At 66.7% G+C, this 18,837-nt stretch carries 21 protein-coding genes and 1 tRNA gene; 16 read left to right on the top strand and 6 right to left on the bottom strand.

What is annotated here, in order from left to right; all coding sequences use genetic code 11:
* Positions 1-68: 68 nt before the first annotated feature.
* The 3 genes from cysK to VIL42_01950 all read right to left on the bottom strand — a co-directional run bounded on the left by cysK (position 69) and on the right by VIL42_01950 (position 3,589).
* Entirely contained in the window at positions 69-989 is a 921-nt protein-coding gene (gene cysK / locus VIL42_01960) for a cysteine synthase A (protein ID HEY8591610.1), read from the bottom strand.
* A gap of 64 nt (positions 990-1,053) precedes the next feature.
* Complete coding sequence (locus VIL42_01955) at positions 1,054-2,334, bottom strand: MFS transporter (protein HEY8591609.1); 1,281 nt, start codon at positions 2,332-2,334, stop codon at positions 1,054-1,056.
* Positions 2,335-2,344: 10 nt separating this feature from the next.
* Positions 2,345-3,589: a hypothetical protein gene (locus tag VIL42_01950; GenBank protein HEY8591608.1), complete on the bottom strand. Its 1,245-nt coding sequence runs from the start codon at positions 3,587-3,589 to the stop codon at positions 2,345-2,347.
* A gap of 95 nt (positions 3,590-3,684) precedes the next feature.
* Between VIL42_01950 and radA the strand changes: the two genes are divergently transcribed.
* The 5 genes from radA to VIL42_01925 are packed head-to-tail and all read left to right on the top strand — an operon-like array spanning position 3,685 to position 9,147.
* Complete coding sequence (gene radA, locus VIL42_01945; GenBank protein ID HEY8591607.1) at positions 3,685-5,052, top strand: DNA repair protein RadA; 1,368 nt, start codon at positions 3,685-3,687, stop codon at positions 5,050-5,052.
* A gap of 42 nt (positions 5,053-5,094) precedes the next feature.
* Positions 5,095-5,622 (top strand): CvpA family protein, encoded by a 528-nt coding sequence (locus tag VIL42_01940; protein ID HEY8591606.1) that lies wholly within the window; start codon positions 5,095-5,097, stop codon positions 5,620-5,622.
* A complete protein-coding gene (cysS, locus tag VIL42_01935) occupies positions 5,619-6,929 on the top strand; it encodes a cysteine--tRNA ligase (protein ID HEY8591605.1) in 1,311 nt (436 codons plus the stop codon). Before VIL42_01940 ends, cysS begins: the two co-directional genes overlap by 4 nt.
* The gene (locus VIL42_01930) at positions 6,926-7,348 is read left to right on the top strand and encodes an iron-sulfur cluster assembly scaffold protein (protein HEY8591604.1); all 423 of its coding nucleotides are present in this window, start codon (positions 6,926-6,928) and stop codon (positions 7,346-7,348) included. Before cysS ends, VIL42_01930 begins: the two co-directional genes overlap by 4 nt.
* 56 nt (positions 7,349-7,404) lie before the next feature.
* The gene (locus VIL42_01925) at positions 7,405-9,147 is read left to right on the top strand and encodes a monovalent cation:proton antiporter-2 (CPA2) family protein (protein HEY8591603.1); all 1,743 of its coding nucleotides are present in this window, start codon (positions 7,405-7,407) and stop codon (positions 9,145-9,147) included.
* Here the strand turns inward: VIL42_01925 and VIL42_01920 are convergent.
* The gene (locus VIL42_01920) at positions 9,144-9,689 is read right to left on the bottom strand and encodes a shikimate kinase (protein ID HEY8591602.1); all 546 of its coding nucleotides are present in this window, start codon (positions 9,687-9,689) and stop codon (positions 9,144-9,146) included. The two genes, VIL42_01925 and VIL42_01920, sit on opposite strands and share 4 nt — an antisense overlap.
* 45 nt (positions 9,690-9,734) lie before the next feature.
* Between VIL42_01920 and VIL42_01915 the strand changes: the two genes are divergently transcribed.
* The 5 genes from VIL42_01915 (at position 9,735) to VIL42_01895 (ending at position 15,033) form a co-directional block, all read left to right on the top strand.
* Complete coding sequence (locus VIL42_01915; protein HEY8591601.1) at positions 9,735-9,869, top strand: hypothetical protein; 135 nt, start codon at positions 9,735-9,737, stop codon at positions 9,867-9,869.
* Entirely contained in the window at positions 9,859-11,628 is a 1,770-nt protein-coding gene (locus tag VIL42_01910) for a hypothetical protein (GenBank protein HEY8591600.1), read from the top strand. The genes VIL42_01915 and VIL42_01910 overlap by 11 nt, the downstream gene beginning before the upstream one ends.
* On the top strand, positions 11,625-12,509 hold the full coding sequence (locus tag VIL42_01905; GenBank protein ID HEY8591599.1) for a tyrosine recombinase: 885 nt from the start codon (positions 11,625-11,627) through the stop codon (positions 12,507-12,509). The genes VIL42_01910 and VIL42_01905 overlap by 4 nt, the downstream gene beginning before the upstream one ends.
* A gap of 35 nt (positions 12,510-12,544) precedes the next feature.
* Positions 12,545-13,486 carry an acetyl-CoA carboxylase carboxyltransferase subunit alpha gene (locus tag VIL42_01900; protein HEY8591598.1) on the top strand — a complete coding sequence of 314 codons (942 nt, stop codon included), beginning with the start codon at positions 12,545-12,547 and terminating at the stop codon, positions 13,484-13,486.
* An 83-nt stretch (positions 13,487-13,569) separates the two neighbouring features.
* Positions 13,570-15,033, top strand: a complete 1,464-nt coding sequence (locus tag VIL42_01895; GenBank protein ID HEY8591597.1) for a M48 family metalloprotease — start codon at positions 13,570-13,572, stop codon at positions 15,031-15,033.
* 1 nt (position 15,034) lies between these two features.
* On the opposite strand, the gene VIL42_01890 is transcribed toward VIL42_01895, so the two are convergent.
* Both VIL42_01890 and VIL42_01885 read right to left on the bottom strand, forming a co-directional pair.
* Positions 15,035-15,217 carry a Flp family type IVb pilin gene (locus VIL42_01890; protein HEY8591596.1) on the bottom strand — a complete coding sequence of 61 codons (183 nt, stop codon included), beginning with the start codon at positions 15,215-15,217 and terminating at the stop codon, positions 15,035-15,037.
* Positions 15,218-15,303: 86 nt separating this feature from the next.
* Complete coding sequence (locus tag VIL42_01885; GenBank protein HEY8591595.1) at positions 15,304-16,080, bottom strand: SAM-dependent methyltransferase; 777 nt, start codon at positions 16,078-16,080, stop codon at positions 15,304-15,306.
* A 9-nt stretch (positions 16,081-16,089) separates the two neighbouring features.
* Between VIL42_01885 and VIL42_01880 the strand changes: the two genes are divergently transcribed.
* The 6 genes from VIL42_01880 (at position 16,090) to VIL42_01855 (ending at position 18,834) form a co-directional block, all read left to right on the top strand.
* Entirely contained in the window at positions 16,090-16,863 is a 774-nt protein-coding gene (locus VIL42_01880) for a ComF family protein (protein ID HEY8591594.1), read from the top strand.
* A 43-nt stretch (positions 16,864-16,906) separates the two neighbouring features.
* Positions 16,907-17,164 (top strand): glutaredoxin 3, encoded by a 258-nt coding sequence (gene grxC / locus VIL42_01875; protein HEY8591593.1) that lies wholly within the window; start codon positions 16,907-16,909, stop codon positions 17,162-17,164.
* Positions 17,161-17,988 carry a carbon-nitrogen hydrolase family protein gene (locus VIL42_01870; GenBank protein ID HEY8591592.1) on the top strand — a complete coding sequence of 276 codons (828 nt, stop codon included), beginning with the start codon at positions 17,161-17,163 and terminating at the stop codon, positions 17,986-17,988. Before grxC ends, VIL42_01870 begins: the two co-directional genes overlap by 4 nt.
* A complete protein-coding gene (locus VIL42_01865; protein HEY8591591.1) occupies positions 17,985-18,386 on the top strand; it encodes a DUF1178 family protein in 402 nt (133 codons plus the stop codon). Before VIL42_01870 ends, VIL42_01865 begins: the two co-directional genes overlap by 4 nt.
* A gap of 69 nt (positions 18,387-18,455) precedes the next feature.
* Positions 18,456-18,532: transfer RNA gene (locus VIL42_01860), tRNA-Arg, on the top strand.
* Between the two features lie 14 nt (positions 18,533-18,546).
* Complete coding sequence (locus VIL42_01855) at positions 18,547-18,834, top strand: DUF6356 family protein (protein ID HEY8591590.1); 288 nt, start codon at positions 18,547-18,549, stop codon at positions 18,832-18,834.
* Positions 18,835-18,837 lie beyond the last annotated feature (3 nt).

Genomic DNA, 18,837 nt, shown 5'->3' with positions numbered 1-18,837 from the left:
AACAGCGGGCCTTAACTTTGGGTAGTTGAAGGTTCGCCGAAGAACTAAGGTTATCGGCGCATTAAACCTTATTCCGGAAGGAACTCGGGCACGGAGAGATAGCGTTCGCCGGTGTCGTAGTTGAACCCGAGGATCCGCGGGTGCTCGCCCAGTTCCGGAAGCTTCTGCTCGATTGCCGCGAGCGTGGCGCCGGACGAGATGCCGACCAGCATGCCCTCCTCGCGCGCGGCGCGGCGAGCCATTTCCCGCGCGTCCTCCGCTTCGACATCGATGACGCCATCGAGCAGGTCGCGACCGAGGATGCTCGGGATGAAGTTCGCGCCCAGGCCCTGGATGGGGTGCGGGCCCGGCTTGCCGCCGTTGAGAATCGGCGACGCGGCGGGCTCAACCGCGAATACCTTGAGCTGCGGCCATTCCTTCTTGAGCACGTCCGCCGTGGCGGTGATGTGCCCGCCCGTGCCGACGCCAGTGATGATCACATCAGGCGGCGAGTCGGCGAAATCGCGAAGCACTTCCTGCGCCGTCGTGCGGCGGTGAACTTCAACGTTCGCCTGATTGTCGAACTGCTGCGGCATCCAGCTTCCCGGCGTCTGCTCGACGAGCTCGCGCGCACGGTCGACGGCGCCCTGCATGCCCTTCTCCTTGGGCGTGAGATCAAAGGTCGCGCCATAAGCGAGCATCAGCCGGCGCCGCTCAAGGCTCATGCTTTCGGGCATCACCAGGAGAAGCTTGTAGCCCTTGACCGCCGCGACCATCGCCAGGCCGATGCCGGTATTGCCGGAGGTCGGTTCGATGATCGTCCCGCCCGGCTTCAGCGCACCGCTGCGCTCCGCATCCTCGATCATGGCGAGCGCGATGCGGTCCTTGATCGATCCGCCGGGATTCGCGCGTTCCTGCTTGATCCAGACCTCGGCGCGATCGCCGAACAGGCGATTGATCCGCACCACGGGCGTATTGCCGATCGTCTCAAGGATGTTCGCGGCTTTCATGAGGGGCAGGCTCCTTAAGCGTAAGCCCGGGAAATCGGTTGCCGTCGCCGCAATTGCAAGCGCCCTAGGCTCCTTCCGACACGACCGTCGCTTCCTTCGGCGGCGGCTCGTCGGGCAACTCGAACGTCCGGGCGCGGCGGAGCTCCGGAAAAAGCACCGCCCACGCGAGGGTCACGCCGACCGCGGCGAGGCCTCCAGCGACGGTCGCGGCCACAGGCCCAAGCAACGCCGCGGTGAACCCGCTGCGGGTTTCGCCGAGCTCGTTCGAAGCGGAGATGGCGAGCGTCGATACGGCGCCGACGCGGCCGCGCATTTCGTCGGGCGTGTGGAGCTGGATCAGCGACTGCCGGATGTACACGGAGAACATGTCGGCGGCGCCGAGCAGGGTCAGCATCGCCAGCGACAAGGGGAAGGACGTCGACCAGCCGAACACCGCCGTCGCTCCGCCGAAGATGACCACGGCGGCGAGCATCTTTACGCCGACGTTCGTCTTCAGCGGCCGGATCGAGAAGAAGATGGCGGTCAGGGTCGCGCCAAGCGCCGGTGCCGCGCGCAAGGGGCCGAGCCCATCCGCACCGACTTCGAGAATGTCGCGCGCATAGACGGGGAGCATGGCGGTAACGCCGCTCAGCAGCACCGCGAAGAGATCGAGAGTGATGGCGCCGAAGACGAGGCGGTTACGGCGGACATAAGCAAGCCCGTCGACCATCTGCTGCCACGGCTTGCCCGGCTTGATCGCGCTGCGCTGCACGGGTCCGATCAGGAACAGGCAGATGACGGAGAAGCCGAACAGCACGGTGCTGAGCGCATAAGGGAAGCTGGGGTTCACGTCGTAGAGCAGGCCGCCGATCGCCGGGCCGGCAATGGCGCCCGCCTGCCACGCGGCCGAGCTCAAGGCGATGGCAGTCGGGAGGATCTCTCGCGGCACCAGGTTGGGGGCGAGTGCGCCCAGCGCCGGACCGGCGAAAGCGCGGGCAACACCGAGCAGCGCGGCGACGCCGAACAGGATCGGCAAGGTGATGAACCCGCCCGAGGTGGCGACGAAGAGGATCGCGGCGCACAAAACTTCGAGCGAGACGACGGCGCGGGCAATGTGACGGCGGTCGATGCGGTCCGCGGTCCAGCCGCTGATCGGCGTCAGCAGGAACAAGGGCAGGAATTGCACCAGCCCGATCATGCCGAGGCGCAGCGACGCTTCGCGAATGCTCATCGTCTCGCGGGCGATGTCGTAGACCTGCCAGCCGATGACGATCACCATGGCCATCTGCGCAATCGTCGTCGCGAGCCGCGCCAGCCAGAAGGCGCGGAAGTCGGCAATGCGCAGCGGTTCGGGGAGGAAGCTCACCGGCGGCTGACTAAGGGTGGGCAGTACCCGGAGCAACCCAGTCGCTGGCGCTTTCGGCGGTCGGGTTCCAGCCCAGCACGGCAAGCATGAAGAAGAAGCCGACGATATAAGCGACCGGCACGAACCAGCCTTCCTTGAGCCAACGAAGGACCGAGCGCGCCTCCGGATAGAGGTTCGTGATCGCCACGCCGGCGGACGATCCGAACCACACCATGGATCCGCCGAAGCCGACTGCGAACGACAATAGGGCCCAATCATAGCCGCCCTGTCGGAGCGCCAGCGCGGTCAGCGGGATATTGTCGAACACCGATGACAGCAGACCCAGCCCAAACGCGGTGTGCCACGACGGCTCCGGCAGGCCCTTGAGCGGCATCAGCGATGCGGCGGCCACCAGCGAGGCCAGGAAGACCGCGCCTTTGAGCCCGTGCCGCATCACCGCCCAATCGGGCTTGGCGACAAGGCTCGTAAGCAGGATCGCTGCCCAAAGTGCCATACCCAGCCACGGCGCTGTTTCCTCGCCGTCGCTAAGCGATGTGGCGAACACATTGGCGGTAACTGCGGCAACCAGGATGAAGGCGACGATCCAGATCCGCCGCCACTCCAGCGGATGCCCGGGCTCGTCATTGTCCAGGATCGGCTGGTGACGGTGCTGCGCCCGGGCGCCGCACAGCGCCAGCACCACGAACGCCGGGACCGCTGCGACATAGGCAGGCAGGACGGTGAGCGCGGAAACGCCCTTCAACCACATGATCGTGGTCGTGGTGTCGCCGATCACGCTCCCCGCGCCTCCGGCATTGGACGCGGCCACCAGCGCGGCAATGAAGCCGACGGTCACGCGCCCCTTGTAGAGGTGGCGCGCCATGACGCCGCCCAGGACGGCGGCGGCGATATTGTCGAGGAATGCGGCAAGGACGAAGATCACGCCGAGCAAGGCAACGCTTCCGGCGAACCGGTCCGGCAAAAGGTTCGGAAGGTGATCCGAAATGTTGCTGCGCTCGAATTGATTCGACAGCACCTCGAACCCGATCAGCAGCAGGAACAAGTTGGTGATGATCACCCATTCGTGCGCCGCGTGCGCGACGAGCGCGTCCATGCCCCGACCCGTCGGGAAGGCGGTGACGAGGGCTTCGTAAAGCAGGATGATGACGAGGCCGCCGACGCTGACCTCCAGCGCTCGCTTGTGGAAAAGCGCGACGCCCAAGAGCATCAGGCCGAAAAGGACGAACTCGAACGGAACTCCGAATGGGGCGATCATCCGCCCGCCTTAACAAGCGTTTTCGCCGAGGTCTGCCCTGCTGCTGAAGCTCATTCGGGCTAGGAGAACGAAACGGGATCGTTTAGCGTCGGCACATGGCGAAGGCGAAGACGCGTTATACCTGCCAGGCCTGCGGGTCGGTGCAGCACCGCTGGCAGGGGCAATGCCCCGATTGCGCCGAGTGGAACACCTTGGTGCAGGAAGCGGCCGAGGTCTCCAGCATCTTCGCCGCCAAGCACAACCTGCAGGGCGGCGGGCGAGTGATCCCGCTGGTCGGGCTCGAGACCCCAGCCGCGCTTCCGGAGCGGATGCCGAGCGGCATTTCCGAATTCGACCGGGCGATCGGAGGCGGCATCGTCGCGGGTTCCGCGATGCTGGTCGGCGGCGATCCCGGCATCGGCAAGTCGACGCTGCTGCTTCAGGTCGCTGCGCGGCTGGCGAACAACGGCGGCAAGGTCGTCTACGTCTCCGGCGAGGAATCGGCCGAGCAGGTGCGGCTCCGCGCTGTCCGCCTCGGCCTTGGCGGCGCGCCCGTGCGCTTGGCGGCGGCGACGTCGGTTCGCGATATCCTGACCACCGTTGGCGATGGCGAGCCCCCGGCGCTGCTAATCATCGATTCGATCCAGACCATGCACTCCGACCTGATCGAAGGCGCACCCGGCACCGTCAGCCAGGTCCGCGCCTCGGCGCAGGAACTCGTCCGCTTCGCCAAGGAGCATGGCACGGCGGTGATCCTGGTCGGCCATGTGACCAAGGATGGGACGATCGCCGGTCCGCGCGTGCTCGAACATATGGTCGACACGGTGCTGAGCTTCGAAGGGGAGCGCAGCCACCAATACCGGATCCTCCGGGCGATGAAGAACCGCTTCGGCGGGACCGACGAGATCGGCGTCTTCGCGATGGAAGGGGCGGGGCTTACCGAAGTGCCGAATCCCTCGGCCTTGTTCCTCACCAACCGCGGCGAGCCGGTCAGCGGTACTAGCGTGTTCCCAGCGATCGAAGGCTCGCGCCCTGTCCTGGTAGAGATTCAGGCGCTCACGGTCCGGCTCGCGACCGGGGCGACCCCGCGACGCGCCGCCGTGGGCTGGGACAGCGGGCGCCTGGCGATGATCCTGGCGGTGCTTGAGGCGCGGTGCGGGATCAGCTTCGCCACCGCCGAAGTCTATCTCAACGTCGCCGGCGGATATCGCCTCAGCGATCCCGCCGCCGACCTCGCGGTTGCGGCGGCCTTGGTGTCGGCGCTCTCGGAACGGCCGATCCCGCAGGAAGCCGTGGTGCTCGGCGAAATCGCCCTATCGGGTGAAATCCGCCCGGTGGCTCACGCCGGCCTGCGGCTGAAGGAAGCCGCCAAGCTCGGCTTCGGCGCCGCCTGGGCGCCCAAGAGCGTCGCCGCTGTCGATGGGCTCAGAACTGCAGAATTCGGCAACCTCCGCCAGCTCGTCGAGCAGGTGCTCGGGCGTTAGGGCTGGCGAACGGCCGTAGAGGCCGCTAGCCGCACCGACTCGATGACTGCGCTCGACATCTTCGTGTTCCTGCTCCTGATCGGCGGCGGCGCCGTGGGGTTCGTGCGCGGGTTCGTCCACGAGGTGATCTCACTGTTCGCCTGGCTCGTCGCCATCGCCATGCTGAAGCTGTTCCACACCCAGCTGTGGGGTGGGCTCGAAGGGTCGATGGGGGTGAGCTCCGCGGCTGCCGCCGTGCTCGCCTTCGCGCTGTTGTTCGTGCCGAGCTTCCTGATCGTGAAGCTGCTCGCCCGCTCGATCGGCGGGCGGACGCGGCGGCACTCGGTGTTGGGGCCGGTCGACCGGGTGCTCGGCGGCGGCTTCGGCATGCTCAAGGGCCTGCTCGGCGCCACCTTGTTCTTCCTTGTCGCGAACCTTGCGACCGACATGGTCTATGGCGCGCAGGCCGAGCGGCCCGCCTGGATGACCAAGTCGACAACCTATCCGCTCCTTAATGCGAGCGGCCGCGCCATCGTCGACTGGGTCGAAGCGCGGCGGCTGACGCCAAGACCAGTAGGCTCCGAAGAATGATCCGCCTTTACGACACCATGGCGCGCGAAAAGCGCGAGTTCGTGCCCCTGAACCCTGAGCGGGTGACGATGTATGTGTGCGGGCCGACGGTCTACAACCGCGCCCACATCGGCAACTTCCGTCCGGCGGTAGTCTTCGACGTCCTCGCGCGCCTGCTTCGCCACACCTACGGCGAGGACTCGCTCGTCTACGCGCGCAACGTCACCGACATCGAAGACAAGATCATGGCCGCCGCGGCGCGGGAGGGCGTGCCCATCGACACGATCACGTCGCGCTACGCCAAGCTCTACGCGGACGATGGCGCTGCGCTTGGCGTTCGCGCGCCGGATGTCGAGCCGTTCGCTACCGGCCATGTCGCCGACATCATCGCCATGATCGAGCGGCTGATCGCGGCCGGTCAGGCCTATGAGGCCGAAGGGCATGTGCTGTTCGATGTGCCGAGCTGGCCAGACTACGGGCAGCTGTCGCGCCGGCCGATGGACGAAATGATCGCCGGCGCCCGCGTCGATGTCGCGCCGTACAAGAAGTCGCCCGCGGATTTCGTTCTGTGGAAGCCTTCGACGGGCGATCAGCCGGGGTGGGACTCTCCCTGGGGCATGGGCCGGCCGGGCTGGCATATCGAATGCTCCGCGATGATCGAGCGACACCTCGGTGAGACGATCGACATCCACGGTGGCGGCCTCGACCTCGAATTCCCGCACCACGAGAATGAGATCGCCCAGTCATGCGGCGCTCACGGCGGCGCGCCGCTCTCGCGCTACTGGGTGCACAACGGCATGCTGTCGATGGCTTCGGGCAAGATGTCCAAGTCACTCGGCAACATTGTCACGGTCGATGAGCTGCTGGCTGCCGGTCACAAAGGCGAAACGCTGCGGCTCGCACTGCTCACCGGACAATATCGCCAGCCGCTCGAGTGGTCCGAGCGGTTGATCTCGCAGGCCAAAGCGACCCTCGACGGACTTTACCGGAAAGCCGGCGATGCGAGCGCCGGTGAGATCGACGAGGCGGTGCTGGACGCGTTGCGCGATGACCTCAACACGCCGCTGGCGCTCGCCCGCTTGGCAGGGATCGAGGATCCGGCGACGCTGAAGGCGAGCGCGCAATTGCTCGGTTTGCTCGAATCGACCGCAACCCAGTGGTTCCAGGGCGATTCCGACGCGGACGCGATCGAAGCGCGCATTGCCGAGCGGACAGCCGCGAAGAAGGCGCGTGACTTTGCAGCGGCGGACCGCATTCGCGACGAGCTGAAGGCCGACGGAATCCTGTTGGAGGACGGGCCGAACGGCACGACTTGGCGGCGCGAATGAACGCGCCCCTCTACACGACCGACGTCCTGCGCCTCGCGGCCGCACTGCAAGGCGTGCGAGACTTGGAACGGGTGGACGGGGAAGGGGAGCTCAGGTCGCCGACTTGCGGAAGCCGCATCAAGCTTGCTGTCCAGCTCGACTCCGAGCGCCGCGTCCAGGCCATATCGCAGGAGGTGCATGCCTGCGCCTTCGGCCAGGCGTCCGCCGCATTGATGGAGACGAAGGCCTTTGGCCTCAGCCACGCCGATGCGACGAACGCGCTTGTGCTGCTGAGCCGCTGGCTCGGGCAGGAGCATGACGACGTGTCGGACTGGCCTGGTCTTGAAGCGCTTGCACCAGCACGCGACCGCCAGGCGCGTCACGGTGCGATCCTGCTGCCGTGGCGGACGCTGATCGCCGCAATGGAGAACTGCCGGTGACGACCCCGGCCGAAACTGCTGAAGCCACGACCGCCATCCTCGAAAGCGGCGCCATCATGCTTGCCGCGGCTTTGGTGTTCGTCACGCTGTTCCGGCAGCTGAAGCTCGGTGCGACGCTCGGCTATATCGTCGCCGGCGCTTTGATCGGCCCGCAACTGCTGGGCCTGATCCCCGATCCCGAGCAGGTGACCAGCGTCACTGAGATCGGCATCGCGCTGCTGCTGTTCATCGTCGGGCTCGAACTCCAGCCGAGCCGATTGTGGCGGCTGCGACGGGACATCTTCGGGCTCGGTCTGGCACAAGTCGCGCTCTGCGGCGCTGCGCTGACGGCGCTCCTGTGGGCGGCGCTTGGTATCTCGTTGCAGGCCGCGCTAGCGATCGGGCTCGCGCTAGCGCTGTCCTCGACGGCGCAGGTGCTGCCGATGCTGCGCGGGGACAATGAGCTGCACACGCCGCAGGGGGAACGGGCCTTTTCGATCCTGCTGTTCCAGGACCTGTCGATCGTCCCGCTAATCACGATCATTGCAGCGATGGCGCGCACGCCGCCCGATCCGAGTGCGCCGGCCGGCTGGACGCTGGCGCTCTATACCTTGGGTGCGGTGGTTGCCCTGGTGATCGTCGGGCGGCTGGTTCTCAATCCCATGTTCCGGCTCGTCGGTCGCCTCGCCGAGCGCGAGCTGTTCATCGTCGCCGGATTGTTCACCGTCATCGGCGCAGCCGCCGTGATGCACGCGCTCCACCTCTCGGTGCCGCTCGGCGCTTTCGTCGCCGGCGTCATGCTCGCCGAATCGCCGTACCGGCACGAGCTTGAAACGGACATCGAGCCGTTTCGCTCAATCCTACTCGGACTGTTCTTCCTGTCGGTTGGCATGCTCCTCGACCTCAGCTTGATTGCGGAGAGTCCCTTCTTCGTCATCGGCATTGCGGCGGCGATCATCGTCGTGAAGGCGCTGATCATCGCCCTGATCGACCGCTTTTTTGGCTCCCGCCTCGGCAACAGCCTTCGCCTCGGCCTGTTGCTGAGCCAGGCCGGCGAGTTCGGCTTCGTGCTGTTCGCCCAGGCTGCAAGCGCCCAGATCATCGCGCCTGAAGCCGCCTCCCTGTTCACCGCCGTCGTGACCCTGTCGATGGCGACGACGCCTTTCCTGATGCGCTTGAACGACCGTCTCGAAGCCCGGGAGGCAGCGCGCTCGCGCGGCCTCGAAGGGCCCGAGGGAAGCCCCGACACGCCCGTCATCGTCGTCGGCTACGGCCGGTTCGGCCAGACCGTCGCCCAGATGTTGATGGCCAAGCACGTGCCGGTGACGCTGGTCGATACGGACGCCGAGATGATCGAGACGGCGGGGAGCTTCGGGACCAAGGTCTATTTCGGCGACGGCACCCGGCTCGACCTGCTGCGCACCGCGGGCGCCGAGCAGGCGAGCAGCATCCTCTTCTGCAACGACAATGCGTCCGGCTCTCTCACTCGCGAAGCCTTGCGGGCAGTCATGGACGCCTTCCCCCAAGCGCGCATCATGGTCCGAACGTTCGACCGGCGGCACATGATCGAGCTTTCAGGACTCGATGTCGCCTACACGCAGCGTGAGCTGTTCGAGAGCGCGGTGAAGATGGGCCGCGCTGCGCTTAAAGCCGCGGGCGTTCCGTTCCCGGAAATCGACCGGGTCGAGCGGGAATACCGGCTGCGGGACTCCGAGCGGCTCGAGCGGCAGGCGGAAACCGGCGACCTTCGGGCGGGGCTTGAGCGGTCCTTCGCGCCGGACCGCGGCCTCGACGAGGACAAGCCCCCAAGCCCCGCCTAAGCCGATCCGGCGAGATGCTCCTCGAGCGCCTGGACGATGGCGTCGACCACGTCCTTGTGCGCGCCGGTCCCGCTCTTCACATGGATGTGCGCCTGCTCGTAGGCTTCGCGGCGCTCCCGCGCGAGGCGTTCCAGCGTCGCCCGCGGATCGCCCCGCCGAAGCAGGGCCCGCGTGTTCCGGCGGGACGTCCGCTCGGTAAGGATCTCGACCGGAGCGTCGAGCCAGATGGTGATCGCTTCTTCATTCAGCAGTTTTCGGGTGCGCGGGTCGACATAGGCGCCGCCGCCGGTCGCGATGACGCGCACCGTCCCGTCGATCAGGCGGGCAACGACGCGCCGCTCGCCATCGCGAAAGTCCGGCTCCCCGTAACGTTCGAGCGCGTCACCGGCGGGAAGGCCGCAGGCGTCCTGGATGGCAGCGTCGCTATCGATGAACGGCAAGCCGAGCCGGCGCGCCAGGCGGCGACCGACCGTCGACTTTCCAACCCCCATCAACCCCACCAGCACCACCGGCCGGTCGAGGCGCTTCGCTAAATCTGTCACTGACGGGGCTATACAGCGCGTCCGCCGCTCGGCAAAAGCGCCGCCATGTCGCGCACCGTCCTGCTCATCATCGTCCTACTGCTTCTCGTCGGCGGGCTCTTTTTCCTGTCGACCGTTCCCAAGGAACAGCCGACCCGCACGATCGAGGTTGCGGTGCCGCAGGGGGGCAATGCGCGTTAAGCCGCTTCTGATTGCGTGCGCAGCCCTCGCGATCGCCATTCCGGCAATCGCGCAGCAGGCGGCGCAGCCGCAAACTCAGCCGCAGCCGTCGCAGCCGCAACCGTCGAGCGAGCCGGAACCGAGCGGCGAGCCCGATCTGTCGAGCGAGCCCCGCCGCGCAGGGAACGATGCTGCGTCCGGAGGCGACGGCTTTCAGGAATTCACGCCGGCGACGCCGACCGTCTCGATTCAGCCGCCGATCGAATATCCTGGCTGGGCGCGCCGCGATGCGCGGCTTGTGGGCAAGCTCGACCCGGTCGCTCTTGGGCTCAGTCAACAGCCGTGGGGCGACGCCAGCGGAGCGTTCCTGTCGACTTTGATGCTGCGGATGGACACGCCGATCGCGTCACGCTGGGCGCATATCGCGCTGCGCGATGCGCTGCTCGCACGCACGCCGGCGCCGCGCGACGTCAATCCGATCGACTGGACGGCGGCGCGCGCCTGGCTGCTGTTGCGGATGGGCGAAGCAGACGCCGCTCGCATGCTGGTCGATGGCGTCGATACCGACGCCTATACGCCGCGGATGGTGCAGGTCGCCGTGCAGGCGGCCCTCGCGACGGCCGACGTGGCAGCAATGTGCCCGCTCCAGAGCCGCCTTCGCGAGCAGGAGCCGAGGATCCGCCAGTTCGTCCAGGCTATGTGCGCCGCCCTCGCCGGGGACTCGGACAGCGCGTCCGCGCAGATCGACAGCGCGCGCCGGTCAAGCCGGGTCGGCGGTATCGATCTTGCGCTCGCGGAGAAGGTCGTCGGCGCCGCGGGCAGCGGCCGCTCGGCGACGATCGAGTGGGAACCGGTCAACAGCCTGACCGCCTGGCGGTTCGGGCTGGCCGCGGCGACTGGAATGGCGCCGCCCGACCGGCTGCTCAACGCGGCGCCACCGCAGCTTCGCGCCTACCACGCGCGCGCTCCGCTCTTTTCTCCCCAGCAGCGGCTGCAGCCGTCGCTGATCGCGGCGGGCTTGGGAGTCTTCTCCTCGCAAAGCCTCGTCGACCTCTACTCGCAGATTTACGACGCGACTGACGCCGGCGATCTGCCGTCCTCGGATGCGTGGCAGCTCCGCTTGGCCTATATCGGCAAGGACCGGGGAGCTCGGCTCGACGCGATCCGCCGCCTGCTAGGCACCGGCAAGGAAGGCTTCGGGAAGGAGGGCGCACGGGCGCTTGTCGCGCGTGCTGCAACGCGGATCCCGCCGGATGCGGAGCTGTCGAAGGACGCGCCGGACCTCATCGCCGCAATGCTCGCCGGCGGGTTCGACCGCGCCGCCGCGCGCTGGGCGCCGGTGGTCGGGGATATGGAAGAAGCGGACGGCGACCGTGTCTGGGCCATGCTCGCGCTGTCCGCACCTGATGCCGCGGGCATCGGAATGGGTCGCATCGGCGGGTTCATCAGCCGTGATGAGAGCCCCGACAAGGTCAGGAGCGCGTTGCTGGTCGCCGGACTTGCCGGATTGGGGCGGATCGACACGTCCACCGCCAATTCGCTCAACAAGCGCTACGGGCTCGGTCTCGGACGGTCGAACAGCTGGACGCGGATGATCGATGCGGCTGCGGGACGCGGGCAGGGCGCCACGGTGCGCCTGATGACGGGAACCGGACTTCAGACGGCATCATGGAGCCGGGTGCCGGCCGCGCATCTTTATCATGCGCTGATGGCGCTCAAGCGCACCGATCAGGACTTCACCGCGCGCATGATCGCCGCAGAGGCGCTTTCCCGGACGTGACGCCCGACGACCGAGCGCTGGTCGACCGGTTCCTCGACATGATGGCTGCCGAAGCGGGAGCGTCGAAGCATACGCTCTCGGCCTATCGCAACGACCTTGAGCGCTCCGCGGAGACCCTTAGCTCGATCGGCCAAGCGTCCGCGGACGATCTCTCGCGGCTCGGCAGTTCGTGGAGCGAGCTTGCTGCATCGACGGTCGCCCGCCGGTCGGCTGCGCTCCGGCGCTTCTTTGCCTTCCTCGTCGATGAGGGCTTCCGGAGCGACGACCCTTCGTCGGCCTTGCCGCGCCCGCGCTTCGAACGGCCGCTGCCCCGCATTCTCGACGAGGACGAACTCCGGCGCATGTTCGAAGCGGCGGAAGCGCGAGCATCGAGCGGCGAACCTTCGGCGGTTCGCAACTTGGCGCTTCTCGAGCTTCTCTATGGTTCCGGCCTGCGCGCCAGCGAGCTCGTCGGCCTGCCACGCGGCGCCGTGAGGGCTGGACAGCCTTTCCTGATGGTTCGCGGCAAGGGCAGCAAGGAACGCCTGGTGCCGATCTCGACCCGTGCCGTGGCCGCCGTTCAGCGCTGGACCGAACAAGTCGCTTCCGACGTGCTCTGGCTTTTCCCGAGCGGCAAGACTCATCTCAGCCGCGTCCGGCTGTTCCAGATCGTTCGTGCCATGGCCGCGGACGCGGGCATCGCGCCTGAGCGCGTCAGCCCGCACGTCCTTCGTCATGCCTTCGCGACGCACCTGCTTTCGGGCGGCGCCGACCTGCGCGTCCTTCAATCGCTGCTCGGCCACGCCGACATCGCGACGACCCAGATCTATACTCATGTCGACAGTGCCCGGCTCGTCGAATTGGTGAACCAGCGGCACCCACTGGCGACGGGCGGTCGTTGACCTGCAAGCCTGCTTCGGCCTAGGCGCCCGCCCGGATGCTGAATTACCTCGACTTCGAACGCCCCATCGCCGAGCTTGAAAGCCGCGTCGCCGAACTGCGCGACACGGCCACCAGCTCCGACATCGATATCGATGCGGAAGTCGGCCGTCTCGAGGCGAAGGCGAACAAGCTGCTGCGCGACACTTACGCTCGGCTATCGCCCTGGCAGAAGGCGCAAGTGGCGCGGCACCAGGACCGGCCGCACTTCAAGGATTATGTCGCGGGGATCGCGACCGACTTCCTGCCGCTGTCGGGCGACCGTGCCTTCGCGGATGACCCTGCGATCATCGGCGGCTTCGCCCGTATCGATGGCCGGCGGGTGATGCTGATCGGGCACGAGAAAGGCGACGATACGGCGTCGCGCCTCAAGCATAATTTCGGGATGGCCAAGCCGGAAGGCTACCGGAAGGCGATCCGGCTGATGAAGCTTGCCGACCAGTTCGGCATCCCGGTGGTGACTTTGGTCGATACGCCAGGCGCCTTTCCGGGCGTTCAGGCTGAAGAGCGGGGGCAGGCGGAAGCGATCGCTCGCTCAACCGAGGAATGCCTCGCGCTCGGGGTGCCGATCGTCGCCGTCATCGTCGGGGAAGGCGGGTCGGGTGGCGCCGTTGCGATCGCCAGCGCCAACCGCGTGCTGATGTTCGAACATGCGGTCTATTCGGTAATTTCGCCCGAAGGCTGCGCATCGATCCTCTGGCGGACCGCCGACAAAGCCGCCGATGCCGCGGAAGCGATGAAGATCACCGCCGCCGATCTGCAGGCACTCGGCGTCGTCGATCGCATCATCCCCGAACCGCTCGGCGGCGCGCACCGCGACCCCGACGCAGCGATCGGCTCGCTCAAGGGCGCACTCGTCGAGGAGCTGGACGGTTGTGCGCAACTGGGGACGAAAGAGCTCCGCGCACAGCGCCGCAGCAAGTACCTCGCGATCGGCTGAACCAAAAACCCGCTTCAGTCATTTTCCGTTCAAGCGCGCGACGCTTTTGTAGGCGGGCGAAACGGAAAGAGTGGGTTTGCACGATGCGTAAAGCTCTTCTGCTGTTCACCGCAGCTGCGCTGGCGATCACGCCGGCTGCCGCGCAACGCGGTCTGCGCTACCTTGATCCGCGTGACGTGGCTGACGCGCAGCGTGGCCATGCCGAGCTGCTCGAAGAATATGGCGGCGCCGAGACAGGGCCCCGCGCCGCTTATGTGCAGGCAGTAGGACGCCGCGTCGGAGCCTTCTCCGGCATCGCCAATCCCAATCAGGCGCTCCAATTCACCGTGCTCAACGCTGCGGTCGAAAACGCGCTCTCCGTGCCCGGCGGCTACATCTACATTACCCGCCAGCTCATGGGGCTGATGAACGACGAATCGGAGCTGGCGTTCGCCGTCGGTCATGAAGTCGGGCACGTCGCCGCCAATCATGCGCATATCCGAGAGCAATATTCGCGGCAGAACCCGCTCGGTGTGTTCGGCCAGATCCTCGGCGCGGTCTTTGGCGACCAGGTGCTCGGCGGTATGCTCCAGCAGCGCGCGCAGTTGCAGCAGCTGAGCTTCTCGCGGGATCAGGAATATCAGGCAGATACGCTCGGCATGCGCTACATGTTGGCGGCCGGATACGACCCGGCCGGCGCCGCGCAGCTGCTTGCCGCGCTCAGCCGGCAGAAGGCGCTTCAGGCCCGGGTCGAAGGCCGCACAAATCGCCAGACTCCGGAATGGGCGAGCACGCACCCGCTGAGCGAGAACCGCATGCAGCGCGCGCTCGTCGCCGGTCAGCAGACCGGAAGGCTCGGCACTGGCGTCCGTAACCGAGATGGATTCCTGGCTCAGCTCGACGGCGTTTATGTCGATGACGATCCTGCCCAAGGGATCATCGACGGGCCTGTGTTCACCCATCCCGATCTGCGCATCCAGTTCCGTGTTCCTGCCGGCTATCTGATGTCGAACGGGACTTATGCGGTCACCGTTGCCGGGTCCGCCGGGAAGGCGCAGTTCAGCGGGGGCGCCTATCGCGGCTCACTGGAAAATTATGTGGCCAGCGTGTTTCAGGCGCTGACCCAAGGCCAGTACCGGATCGCGGCGCCGCCGCCTCAGCGGCTGACCATCAACGGCATGCAGGCTGCCGTCACGACGGCTCGGATCAACACCAATTCCGGCCTCATCGACGCCAGCGTCGTCGCCTACCAATGGGATCCGCAGCGCGTGTACCACTTCCTGATGCTGACTCGCGGCGGCACGGGGATTGGTCCCTTCACGCCGATGATCAGCTCGCTTCGCAAGATTAGTCAGGCGGAAGCGTCCGCGATCCGCCCGCGGGTGATCCAGGTGGTGACGGTCGGTCGCGGCGACACGATACAGTCGCTCGCCGCGCGAATGGCCTATCGCGACCTGAAGCTCGAGCGCTTCCTGACGCTGAACGGCCTCGCGGCGAATTCGCCGCTGGTTCCGGGGCAGCGGGTAAAGCTGGCGGTCTATGGCGTGCGCAGGAACGCGCCCGCCTAGTTTACATGTGGGTCGACACCTCATTCGAGAGCAAACCCCACTTGCCGTTCACGCCACCGCCGAGGGCGGACAGCGCGCCGATCATCGCCACCACGATAAGGGCCACGATCAATCCATATTCGATCGCGGTCGCGCCACGCCGGTCGGCACGAAGCGAGCGCAAGAATCCACGGACAGCGCTCACGCTACCCTCCTCTGGTCCACATCCACGAAGCCACCATAATGGCGGGCCAGTTAACAAGTCTTACCAGGGCAACGGTTAACGGCGGATCATCCCTTCGCAGGCGTCCAGGCGACGAAGTGCAGCACTTCGATCGTCTCCTTCGTCCGCTCACCATTGCCGGCCTCGCTGAACGCCTGCGCGGCGGCGTGTGCCTGTGCGCGGGTCAATGATGGAGACCGCGATGTAAGGACGTTGGTGGCGCCCATTCTTCTCAGATCGCCGACAAGTTGTGCCATCGATCGATAGGACAGCTGCACACGATCCACATCGACCACCGGCTTGATGAACCCCGCGCTTTCGAGCAGCGGCGCCAGCGCTGCGGGTTCGATGCGCGGGTGGACGTGAGCCGCGGCGCCGCCGCCCAGCGCATCCGCAGCGCGCATGGCACCCCGCAGCTGCGGGAGCGTATCGCCGCCGGCGACGGCACCGATGAACAGCGCGCCCGGCTTCATGCCGTGCCCAATTAGCCGCAGCGCGACAGGCAAGTCGTTGACCGTGTCCAAGGTCCCGATCGCCACGACCAGGTCGCACGACGTCGGCAAGGGCTCCCAGCGGTCCTCCTGAATATCGCTGCCCCCCGCCTCCGCGGCGAACAGCGGCGCCGGATCGCGCACGTCGACGCGCTCGGCCACAAGTTTCAAGCGCTCCGGCCAAGTTGGGTCGGGGCAGCCGATCAGCAGAGCGCTTTCGAACCGCTGGTCCATCAGCGCGATACGCTCGAGGCAGTCTTCGAACACGCGGTCGAACAGGAATAGCTCGGTGCCCAGGCGCGCCGCGCGGTCGCGGCGCAGCGCCCGAAGATGATTGTCGAACAGGTCCGGCATGGCGCACTTGTGCGACGCGTGCGCGCCAGCGACAAGAAGAGGATGGGGAAGATCGGCGAAATCGTCCGAACATGCGGCCGTGCGGTGCTCGATTTTGCACTTCCGCCACGCTGCGCCGGCTGCGGGATCATTGTCGACGAGCTCCACAGCTTCTGCAGCGATTGCTGGAAGAAGGTCGAATTCCTCGCCACCGGGGGCTGCGGGTGCTGCGGACTGCCGCTTGAAGCGACCGACGAGACGACATGCGCGCCCTGCCTCGCCCAGCCGCCGCGTATCGAGCGCACGCGGGCCGCAGTCGCCTATGACGAACTGTCCCGCAGCCTGGCGATCCGCCTCAAATACGGCCGCAAGGTCGCAATTGCGCGGACGATGGCCCACTACATGGCGCCGCTCGTGGAAAGCGGGGACGAGCGCGTGCTCGTCGCCGTTCCGCTCCATCGCAGCCGGCTGTGGTCGCGCGGCTTCAACCAGTCGGCGCTCGTTGCACGCGAGCTGTCGCGGCGGCTCAACTTGCCAGCCGACCCCACCCTCCTTCGCCGCGTGCGCAGGACGCCCGCGCTGAAAGGCATGTCTGCGCAGCAGCGCCGGCAAACGGTCGCGGGCGCCTTTCGCGTGCCGGACAAAGCGGCAGTCGCCGGCAAGACGATCATCCTCGTCGACGACGTGCTGACCACCGGGAGCACCGCGGAGGCTTGCGCAAGCGCGCTGCGCCGCGCCGGTGCGACCCGGGTCGAATTCATCAGCTGGGCGCGGGTGGTGAAGCCTTCGCAATTGATGCGTTGAGCGCGATGCCTAAATAGGACACCGAAGACGAGGAGCCGCCCGCGTGCCGACAATCGAGATCTACACTAAGAGTTTCTGCCCTTATTGCTGGCGCGCGAAGGAACTGCTCGACTCCAAGGGCCTCAAATATACCGAGATCCCCGTCGACATGGGCGGCGAGCAGAGGCAGCAGATGATTCAGCGGGCGAAGGGGCGCACCACGGTGCCGCAGATCTTCATCCGCGAAACACATGTCGGGGGCTGCGACGACCTTTTCGCGCTTGAGCGCAGCGGCCGTCTCGATACTCTCCTCGACGCATGACGCGCATCGCGCTGTTCCAATCGACCACCGGGATCGATCCCGCGGCGAATGCGGAGGCGCTCGAACAAGCGATTCAGCGCGCCTCCGCAGGTGGAGCGGAGATGTTGTTCACGCCGGAAATGTCCGGACTGCTCGACCGTGATGCAAGCCGCGCAGCGAAGAGCCTGGCCGGCGAAGACCAGGACCTCGTGCTCGCCCGCTGCCGCGAAGCCGCTGCGAAGCATGGCATTTGGGTGCACATCGGATCTCTCGCTGTTCTGGCGGAGGGCGGGAAGGTCGCCAACCGCGCCTTTGTAATCGACGGCCATGGCGAGATCCGCGGCCGCTACGACAAGATTCACTTGTTCGACGTCGACCTGCCCACGGGCGAGAGCTGGCGGGAATCGAACGTCTATTCCGGCGGAGCCGGGGTCGTGCTGGTCGACGGGACGCCTGTCGGCAAGCTCGGCCTGACCATCTGCTACGACCTGCGGTTTCCGGGCTTGTTCGCCCGGCTCGCCGAAGCTGGAGCGGACGCGATCGCAGTGCCGGCGGCATTCACCGTCCCCACCGGCAAGGCGCATTGGCATGTGCTGCTTCGCGCCCGCGCCATCGAGGCGGGGCTTTTCACCATCGCCGCCGCTCAGGTGGGGCAACATGAGGACGGACGGCAGACGTTCGGCCATTCGCTCGTGGTGGACCCGTGGGGCGACGTGCTGCTGGACATGGCAGACGATCAGGGCGTGGGTTTCGCCGACGTGGATCTCGCGCGTATTTCCGATGTTCGGTCTCGGATCCCGGCGCTCAGCCATCGCCGACCGATCCCGGACGCGGTGACCCTGTGATCGTCTTCGACCTCCAGTGCAACGCCGGCTGCGCCCCGTTCGAGGCCTGGTTCCGGTCAAGCGCCGACTATGAAGAGCAGCGGCAGGCTGAACTGGTGCAATGCCCTTATTGCCAGTCCTCGTCGGTCGAAAAGGCACCAATGGCGCCACGCGTGCCGAAGAAGGGCGCCGGCGACCCTCTCGCCATGCTGGCTGCAGCCCAGGCCGAGATGCTGAAGAATTCGTCCTGGGTCGGCGACAAGTTCGCCGACACTGCCCGCGCAATTCACGCCGGCGAAGTCGAGCCGCGGCGGGTGCACGGAAACGCTACCCTTCAGCAGGCGAAGGAATTGGTCGACGAAGGCGTGCCCGTCGCTCCGCTCCCGTTCCCCGTCGCTCCGCCGACCCAGCTGAACTAAGGTGCTCGCACAGCTCGAGGTGCTGCGAATTGATCGTCAGCTTCGCAGCTTCTATCGGGGAACAGGCGCGACCCCGTAGCTCAGCAGGATAGAGCATCAGATTCCTAATCTGAGGGCCACAGGTTCGAATCCTGTCGGGGTCGCCAACAAAAGGACGATGATGGCGACGACAGAACCGAGCGAACTGGACACGCCGACCGGCTTGGTGGACCGCCTGTTCAGCGAGCATCCGCGCTCGTTGGGCATGAGCTGGGCCGGCCATGGCATCGGCGCTGTCGCGATCGGTGCGCGGTTGATCGGCGCGGGCGCGGCCTGCCTCGTCCACGCCATCGTGCCCGGCTGGTTCACCCAGACGGCAGGCAAGACAGTCACCTACATGTACGATCACATGCAGCAACGCCGGGCAGGGGCCTCGAACCCGGAGAGTTGGCCTGACTACGAAATCTGACCG

It is taken from the genome of Sphingomicrobium sp., from assembly GCA_036563485.1.
Taxonomy (GTDB): Bacteria; Pseudomonadota; Alphaproteobacteria; order Sphingomonadales; family Sphingomonadaceae; genus Sphingomicrobium.
This window is presented reverse-complemented; position numbering and strand designations above follow the sequence as displayed.

Excerpts from the sequence above, each read along its gene's own strand:
- cysK (HEY8591610.1), bottom strand. The coding sequence starts at position 989 with ATGAAAGCCGCGAACATCCTTGAGACGATCGGCAATACGCCCGTGGTG.
- VIL42_01950 (HEY8591608.1), bottom strand. The coding sequence starts at position 3,589 with ATGATCGCCCCATTCGGAGTTCCGTTCGAGTTCGTCCTTTTCGGCCTG.
- radA (HEY8591607.1), top strand. The coding sequence starts at position 3,685 with ATGGCGAAGGCGAAGACGCGTTATACCTGCCAGGCCTGCGGGTCGGTG.
- VIL42_01940 (HEY8591606.1), top strand. The coding sequence starts at position 5,095 with ATGACTGCGCTCGACATCTTCGTGTTCCTGCTCCTGATCGGCGGCGGC.
- cysS (HEY8591605.1), top strand. The coding sequence starts at position 5,619 with ATGATCCGCCTTTACGACACCATGGCGCGCGAAAAGCGCGAGTTCGTG.
- VIL42_01930 (HEY8591604.1), top strand. The coding sequence starts at position 6,926 with ATGAACGCGCCCCTCTACACGACCGACGTCCTGCGCCTCGCGGCCGCA.
- VIL42_01925 (HEY8591603.1), top strand. The coding sequence starts at position 7,405 with ATGCTTGCCGCGGCTTTGGTGTTCGTCACGCTGTTCCGGCAGCTGAAG.
- VIL42_01915 (HEY8591601.1), top strand. The coding sequence starts at position 9,735 with ATGTCGCGCACCGTCCTGCTCATCATCGTCCTACTGCTTCTCGTCGGC.
- VIL42_01910 (HEY8591600.1), top strand. The coding sequence starts at position 9,859 with ATGCGCGTTAAGCCGCTTCTGATTGCGTGCGCAGCCCTCGCGATCGCC.
- VIL42_01900 (HEY8591598.1), top strand. The coding sequence starts at position 12,545 with ATGCTGAATTACCTCGACTTCGAACGCCCCATCGCCGAGCTTGAAAGC.
- VIL42_01895 (HEY8591597.1), top strand. The coding sequence starts at position 13,570 with ATGCGTAAAGCTCTTCTGCTGTTCACCGCAGCTGCGCTGGCGATCACG.
- VIL42_01885 (HEY8591595.1), bottom strand. The coding sequence starts at position 16,080 with ATGCCGGACCTGTTCGACAATCATCTTCGGGCGCTGCGCCGCGACCGC.
- VIL42_01870 (HEY8591592.1), top strand. The coding sequence starts at position 17,161 with ATGACGCGCATCGCGCTGTTCCAATCGACCACCGGGATCGATCCCGCG.
- VIL42_01855 (HEY8591590.1), top strand. The coding sequence starts at position 18,547 with ATGGCGACGACAGAACCGAGCGAACTGGACACGCCGACCGGCTTGGTG.